The organism is Bradyrhizobium sp. Unk1 (genome assembly GCF_059512345.1).
The window spans coordinates 1-6,773 of record NZ_JCAMOP010000105.1 but is presented as its reverse complement, the minus strand read 5'-3'; the positions used below and the strand labels follow the sequence as shown (position 1 = coordinate 6,773).

2 protein-coding genes and 1 pseudogene are annotated in these 6,773 nt (G+C 55.5%); 1 reads left to right on the top strand and 2 read right to left on the bottom strand.

The features are described from left to right. Nucleotides 1-364: 364 nt before the first annotated feature. Both AC5ZFO_RS46685 and AC5ZFO_RS46680 read right to left on the bottom strand, forming a co-directional pair. Complete coding sequence (locus tag AC5ZFO_RS46685; RefSeq protein ID WP_496124094.1) at nt 365-4,087, bottom strand: CHAT domain-containing protein; 3,723 nt, start codon at nt 4,085-4,087, stop codon at nt 365-367. A gap of 16 nt (nt 4,088-4,103) precedes the next feature. Continuing rightward, a complete protein-coding gene (locus AC5ZFO_RS46680) occupies nt 4,104-4,778 on the bottom strand; it encodes a hypothetical protein (protein WP_496124093.1) in 675 nt (224 codons plus the stop codon). A 1,797-nt stretch (nt 4,779-6,575) separates the two neighbouring features. Here AC5ZFO_RS46680 and AC5ZFO_RS46675 point away from each other — a divergent pair. Continuing rightward, nucleotides 6,576-6,773 (top strand): annotated as a pseudogene (locus AC5ZFO_RS46675) (IS3 family transposase); the annotation flags it as partial.

The following is a 6,773-nucleotide window of genomic DNA, read 5'->3' as shown; positions in this document are numbered from 1 at the left end:
GCCGGAAAACTCCAGCCTCCGGCGGTCCAAAGAATGGTCTCAGAGCAAATGACCAAAGGATTCCGCCCATCGCTGGATGACCTTTGGGGCTCAGGTCAGACCCCACAAGCTTCCTCGTATGGCCAGGGTCCGCATCCTTCATCGTGGTCGGGATTCTCAGTCACTTTGAGCGTGAAGCGCGTTGGCCACTCCGTCGCTCACCTTTCTCGTCAAGGGCATCGGCAGACGCCTTCCCCACGCCGACGAATGGATTGCTAACTCCGTATGCCTACGTGACAAGACGAACCACGACCAGTGCGCAATTCACCTGGTTACCCTTCAAGCCTGTTCGCCTTCAGGCAGTTGAGCCGGACGTTGTGCATTTCTACCGACCAATGTAGGCAAACATCGCCCAGTGGCGCGGGTGCTCTTGCTTTCCCTTTTGCGCAATCATTGCTTGCTGAAGCAATACAGAAACCGGCACATTAGGGGTTCCCGCCCATCGCAACGCAACGGCTTCGAGTAGATCTGTCGTTCGAGAAACGTCGATGCTCCAATATGTAACGAGAAGGCCTCGCGCTCCAGCCTCGAAGAACGCTCGGGCAAGCCCCGAAAGATTTTCGGCATCATTCGTGTCACCCGCGCCCGCGTTGCAGGCCGAAAGAATAACCAGATCAGAATCGATGTTTAGCGATTCTATCTCATGCATTGTAAGCCATCGATCGCGAACATCCGGGCTTGTGCCCGCAGACAAAAGCAAAGCAGGCTCCTTAACTCCCGCTTCAACTGCGGCCTCTGCAGCAATTAGCGCGTGCGTCGCAAATGCGACGATACTTGTCGCGGTCTTCAGTCGGTCAATTACGGAGCTTTTCTTTAGGTCGGGACCAACTAAGTTCGACCGCGCCGCGTCGGCCTTTAACGCAATAGCCAATGAATTTAGCTGATCACGAGTTTGATGTAACGGGCAGAGCGCGATGCCGCTCCGGCGGCTTGCTTGGGCGCCTGACGGGCCAAAAAGCGACAACGGCGGGCACCCCTCCCGGAGCTCCGGAGGCACAATCGGGTCCCCAAATCCCAAAAACGCGTTGCTGGCCGAGTTCGGTGCTGTCGATCGAAGTGCCACGAAGCTAGCCAAAGAGAGTTGCACCGTCACTGCGAAACGGTCCACAAGCCAACGCGGTACGCGCGCGTTCTTCTCGGAGGGTCGCGCAACCAGGGCCGGAAAGGGAATTGCGCTAATCCGGTCGTCTGAAACGATTACCAATCGATGAATTGCTGCCAAATATTCCTGCAGCGGATTGAAGATGGCGTCGTATAGAAAGTGGGCGCTATCCTGATCGAAGTCCTTATCCCTGCTTCGGATGGAACTGTAAACTTTGTCAATTGCGGCGGTGACCGTATTTAACGTCTTGTTGCGAGTGAGCAGCCGCTCTTCTAGATCAACAACCCTCGACTTCGACCGAGTAATAACAACGGCGACGAACCCGTGCTGTTCATTGAACGCAATGTAGATCAATCCCTCATCATCGGACAGATGCTGACGCACGTCCTGAATCGTCATTCCGTCTAATGACGTTAACCGCTTGTATTCTGGAGACTGCGTCTCCATAGCCGCTTTCGCTGAAACTAGCAGCGCTGCATTTAGCTCTAGCCGTTTTAATGGCTCCTCCTTCTGGTCACCCAAGCCTGTCGCATAAAGCCCGAAGAGCTCGTCCCGTGCTTGCCGCCAACCTACCGTGGCGCTGTCAACTGCCCGAGCAGATGGTACGAACGCCGGCTCGAGTACCGATCTAGCGGCGGATCGAATTAGTGCGTCCGCGGCCCGTCCAAATGCGCGCCATTGAAGTATTTCTAGTGCCTCTCGCGCTGCCGCATCTTGCTGACCACCGGGCAAGTGCGCCACCAAGCGCAATTGTAGAAAGATGTCCGGGTCCATCCTGATTGCATTGCCACGAAACTGCTCATGTGCCGACAGAGGTGCGCGCTCCAAATCCCGCACTATGGAACGCCTCGTTAACGAATTTGCCTTTCGAACCAACTCTAATGCAAACTCGTGACCAACGCCCTGCTCAATGAAGTCCTCCGCTGCCTCACGTAACTGGCGCGGCTTTTCCGGATCGTCGTCCGATATCCGATTCATCACCTCTCTGGTCTTATCCTGCACTGCCCGCAGACGAGAAGCACTTTGAACAGAAATCCTATCCTCGCGCTCGATGAGCAAGAGGATACCCGGGTCGGCTTGTACAGCGCCGGAAGCAACGAGCCGTTTGGCTTCGCCGAAGCTTCGGGCAGCTGCGGATGTGCTATTCCATTCTTTGGCCAACTCCCCATACCTAATGAGTTCGCCGAGTGCAGTTAGTGCCGTTTCTCGACTGAGCCCCGACTTCTGAGAAAATCCGATCAGCTGGGACAGCCTGTGTTCGAACAGCTTCTGCAACTGACCTCGGACCACCTTGTCCGATTGTTTGGCTTGATGCCTCAGAACAAAGATATAGCCGCCCAGAAGTTCAGGCAAATTGTTGTGCTTGTCACTCACTGAGGACCGAACGTGAAACAACGACTCTTCAAGCAACTGCGACGCAGCCTGCCAATTGCCAGTCAGAGCAAGGCGGCGGGCCATAGTGCTTATCGTTAGTGGAAACGCCCAATGATCGAAGTGTTCACCTTGCAACAAGATATGGTACGTCGACTTCTCGATTCGACTTGCCTCCGCGTTGAGCGATCTCTCTTGTTCCAGATGCTGGGACGGGTCTGACGACTTGACAGACACATTCAAGATGTGCCTTCGGGCTTTAACCAGAAAGTCAGCTGCCTCGGGACCGCTCATGAAGCTAGCGATCCGAATGGCCTTGTCGGCGAAGGCGTTGGTCTCGTCTATCGACCGTGGTGGATCCACCGTACATTTTTTCGCCGCGTCATTGCACTGCCAAGTAAGATCGTGCCAACTTCCGACCTCCTCCTTCTTTTCAAACATCTTTCGTACGGTTTCGGCGCCTAAGTCAAATTTTTCATAATAGTTCGGCTGGCTTCGAATGTGCCCGAGAATTTCGTTGGCTTGAGCACTCAATCGTTCCGCCATGTCATCTTTTCCCGCAGCAGACATCAAAGACGCGATCTCTTCCAAGCCATTTGCAGCCTCTTCCGACTGTGATCCGAAGCGATCTTCCAAATGGGCGTGCCATTTGAACAATCGATCCGACGCGAGATCATGGTAACCGGCTTTTACCAGCAAGCGGGACCCGTAAGACATCGTGTCGGAAGCGCGAGGCGCATCGCGTTGCAACATTGCAACCTCCGTCATCCAAAGCGCCAGTGGCTTGAGCTCCTGATGGCGGACGAGGCTTGATTCGGACTCATGTCCAGCTTCGAGGCTAACGTCCAAAATCGCCTCTAATATGTCCGCGTCATTCGGGCGAAACGCGAGGCGGATGAACTTTAACGCCCTAACGATGACGTCAGCTGCTTTCTTGGTGTTGTCGTGAACTTCGTAGAGTTTCGCGGACCTTAGAAATGTCTCCAAGATTAGCTTGGTAAGAGGGGGGTGCATCAAAAACGCCGCGGCGCCGAGTTCGGCAGAACCTTCAGAAATCTCGCGCTCAGCGCCTTGAGCATCATCCGCCTCAATACGTTCTCTCGATAGAGCAATCGCCGCTAAGATACCCGCCAATCCGCGCTTCCCCTGTTGGCCGGACAATACCTTCGCTCGACGTGCCAAGGTGACAGTCGCTTTCGAGTTTCCCTTCTGGAGGCCCGGCAGCGGAGCATTGACCAAAGCGAGCCCCGAGTCGCACTGCGCCTCTACTTCTTTTAGTATATGCGTGCGAGCACCAGCACATGCCTGTTCATAGTGCTCTTTGGCTGCGTTGAACTCATCCAGCAGAAGGTGCGCGTAACCCGCAAGATTGTGGAGTCGCAAGATTTCGGGGGAGCGCCGTTGCTGTTCACTAATTTGCGCTAAGCTGCTGTGGATGAGGTCCCGCGCGTCTTCGACTTTACTGGCGTTGAGTGCACGGAAGAATTCCTTTTCTGTCTTTTCTCGCTCACGAGGGCCATAGGTCGCGCTCGCGATCTGGGCCGGTGACGGAGGAGCAGTCACAACTAGAAGCAACAGAGCAGCCGCGAGCCTATGGGCCGCCGTCTTGCCAGGTGAAGCCACCGACCACGGTGGAAGCCAGCTCGGCAAGAGCGGCTTGATGTGAGGGGGCGCGCTTCGGATCAAAGTCGGTCCACTTATATTGAGCATCACTGACGTCCTTCCCACCCATGTGAACTCCGGACGAAAGCATTGGAATTAGGGCCGGCGCGAACGCAAGTGGAATGCTCTCTTGATCAGCAACGATCACACTTCGATCAAGCGCTAGTTGACCACCAGCTTGAACGCTGACGGGCAAGCCACTTACGATTGCGCCAAGCTCTGAGACCTTTGCTGTGGCCGACGCTTTGTCACCATAGGTGATCACAATCTGCCGCCTCCCGCGGTAAAGCTGACCGATAATCACAGGAGTAGGTGGCTGCGCTTGCTCCTTGTTGACTATGGGCGCGGCCATCGGACAACGGCCGTTGTTGTACGTGCGCGCCAGATCACCCTCAACTAGGCGCTCCTCGAGAACATCTTTGAACATCACCTCCACAACCACCGTATCGTTCGCAGCCCCGGAAAGAGCAAACAACCGCTTTGCTCTGAGCAAGAAACCCACAGAGGCCTCCCGTTTCAAGCTAATACGCGGGAGCTCATAGCGTTGTGAGCGAACCGTTAAACCAGGAAAGCAGTTGTCATTGCTTTCAAGGAGCTTCGTCATTGATGCGTCCCACAAGTCACCAACTCGATACGCCGCAGAACCTCGAAGGAGAGGGACAACATTCAAGCCTGCGAAATGGCGGACATACGCGGTGTTGAGTTCTTCGAGAAGGAGCGCCTGATCTGACGATTGTGCCAAGACAGGATGGAGCGCCGCGAACGTCAGTAGGCTCAGCAGGACTGCGCGGACCATAAGAGATCCACGTGCGAGAGAGGACCTGAGTTTGCTGCCCACCGAAGATGTAGGCGAGTGAGCTGGGACCGAGAGACGTTTCCGGTATGAATGTCTCATGTTCTGGTCCCCTTGATGAGGAATCGGCATACGAATTGAAGGCAGCCCTTCCAGGTTGGAGCGGAGTGGGCACGGAGCAGTCGACAAGGTCGGATTTTAACAGGCCGATTTGCAAGCCAACTACTTCAGGCAACAAGGCAAACCGCTCAGCGGCGACCATGGCAAGGGCTAGACTTAAAGAGAAATTGTAGTGAAATTTGCCCAATCACCAAGTTTATTTTATCTCTGGGTGAAGAGTGAAGAGTGTTCAACCAACCTCAGCGACCAAAGGTCGCGGTTAGCTTTAGGTCAGCAAACCTTTCCATTCTGTGAGTTCGCACGGACAGTGGCGGGTACGAACCATGGAATTGCGGGCTCATTTCTATGCCCGCTATGGAATAGAAACTGGCGGGGAAATTCCACCTGAGTGGAGAAGCGACACGGATGTTGAAAGCGAAGCAGTAGTTCCGAGATGGTCAATCTTCAGGTCAGAAACGCTCACAAGTTTAGTAGATGTACGGTTTCCGGTTTGTCTCGAAGACGAATGGCTCACGCATCGAAGAGAAGGAGCCCGATGTCCCGCACTCGTGGCGCCTCAATCACCTTGGACAAGAATGTTTGATTATGGGCCCTTCTGCGACCTCAGGCAACGTTCGCTCTCGCGCCGCTGCCGGGGTTGAGCGTGAGTTCGATGCCAGCCACTCAATGAGACGCGCCCCATTCATCGCCGACAACCTGATTGAGCACGCTCCATTGCTAAGTGGGCCGCATTCTTCAGTTCGAGGCGGCTCAACGCGGCGTCAGCTGGTCGACACTTGCTTCACCTCGCCAGGCGGACGAACCTTGGGCTAGACCGGCCGCCGCATGGCCCTCACCCGGCGGCGGCTTAGGCCCCTACGGTATACGGTATTTTAATACCCCTGCACCAAGCACATTGTCCTGCTCTTTATTGGCACTCGCTGGCCGGCCTCTAGCGACCCCGTAGCGCGGGCAAATGCAACCCGCCCCCAAAGGCGGCGGGCCCTCACTACGCACTTGTAAATGACTCCCTAGGAGCCCAGGGCGGCGGTTAGCTAAACCGCCGGCCCCGGCCCGCAAGTACTTGCGTTAGCAGCAGTAAACAATGGAGCGGTATCGGCGGGGTAACGGCAGGGTACGCAAATGCTCCCTTTATCAACCTTAGATAGAATGCTAAAAATGGCTCATGAGTTTTGCCGCGGCTTGTCGATTGGCTCGCTATTTGCGAGCCTTAGGCTATCGGGTGCGTCTTCAAAAACACGCATCTCCGGCGACCGAGCCTTTCTACACCGTCCATAGATTCTAGAAGCGCATATTCCGCGCTGATAGCCGAGCCCGCCGAGAGCCAGTGCGAAGTACCATTGGAAGCCGCTGAGCGCTCTAGCACGAATACGGTCACCCAGCCGAGAAGGTCGCCGCAATCCTAGCCATTGAATACCATTGCTCCCTTCGGTAACGCAAAGCGACGCTGCCATTGATCGATGAAGTCGCAAGTGATGCCTTCGGTAAGGCGTGCTTATCAACCACAAGAAGCTGAGGCTGTATGCCGAGGAGCGGCTGCAGGTTCGCCGGCGAGGTGGACGCAAAAGAGCTCTCGGAACACGGGTTCCGATGGAGTTGCCGCAGGGACCGAACCAGCGCTGGTCACTGGATTTCGTCAGCGACACGCTGACCGACAGCCGACGCTTCCGTATCCTGGCTGTCGTT

Coding starts and splice junctions, on each gene's coding strand:
- AC5ZFO_RS46680 (WP_496124093.1), bottom strand. CDS start 4,778: ATGACGAAGCTCCTTGAAAGCAATGACAACTGCTTTCCTGGTTTAACG.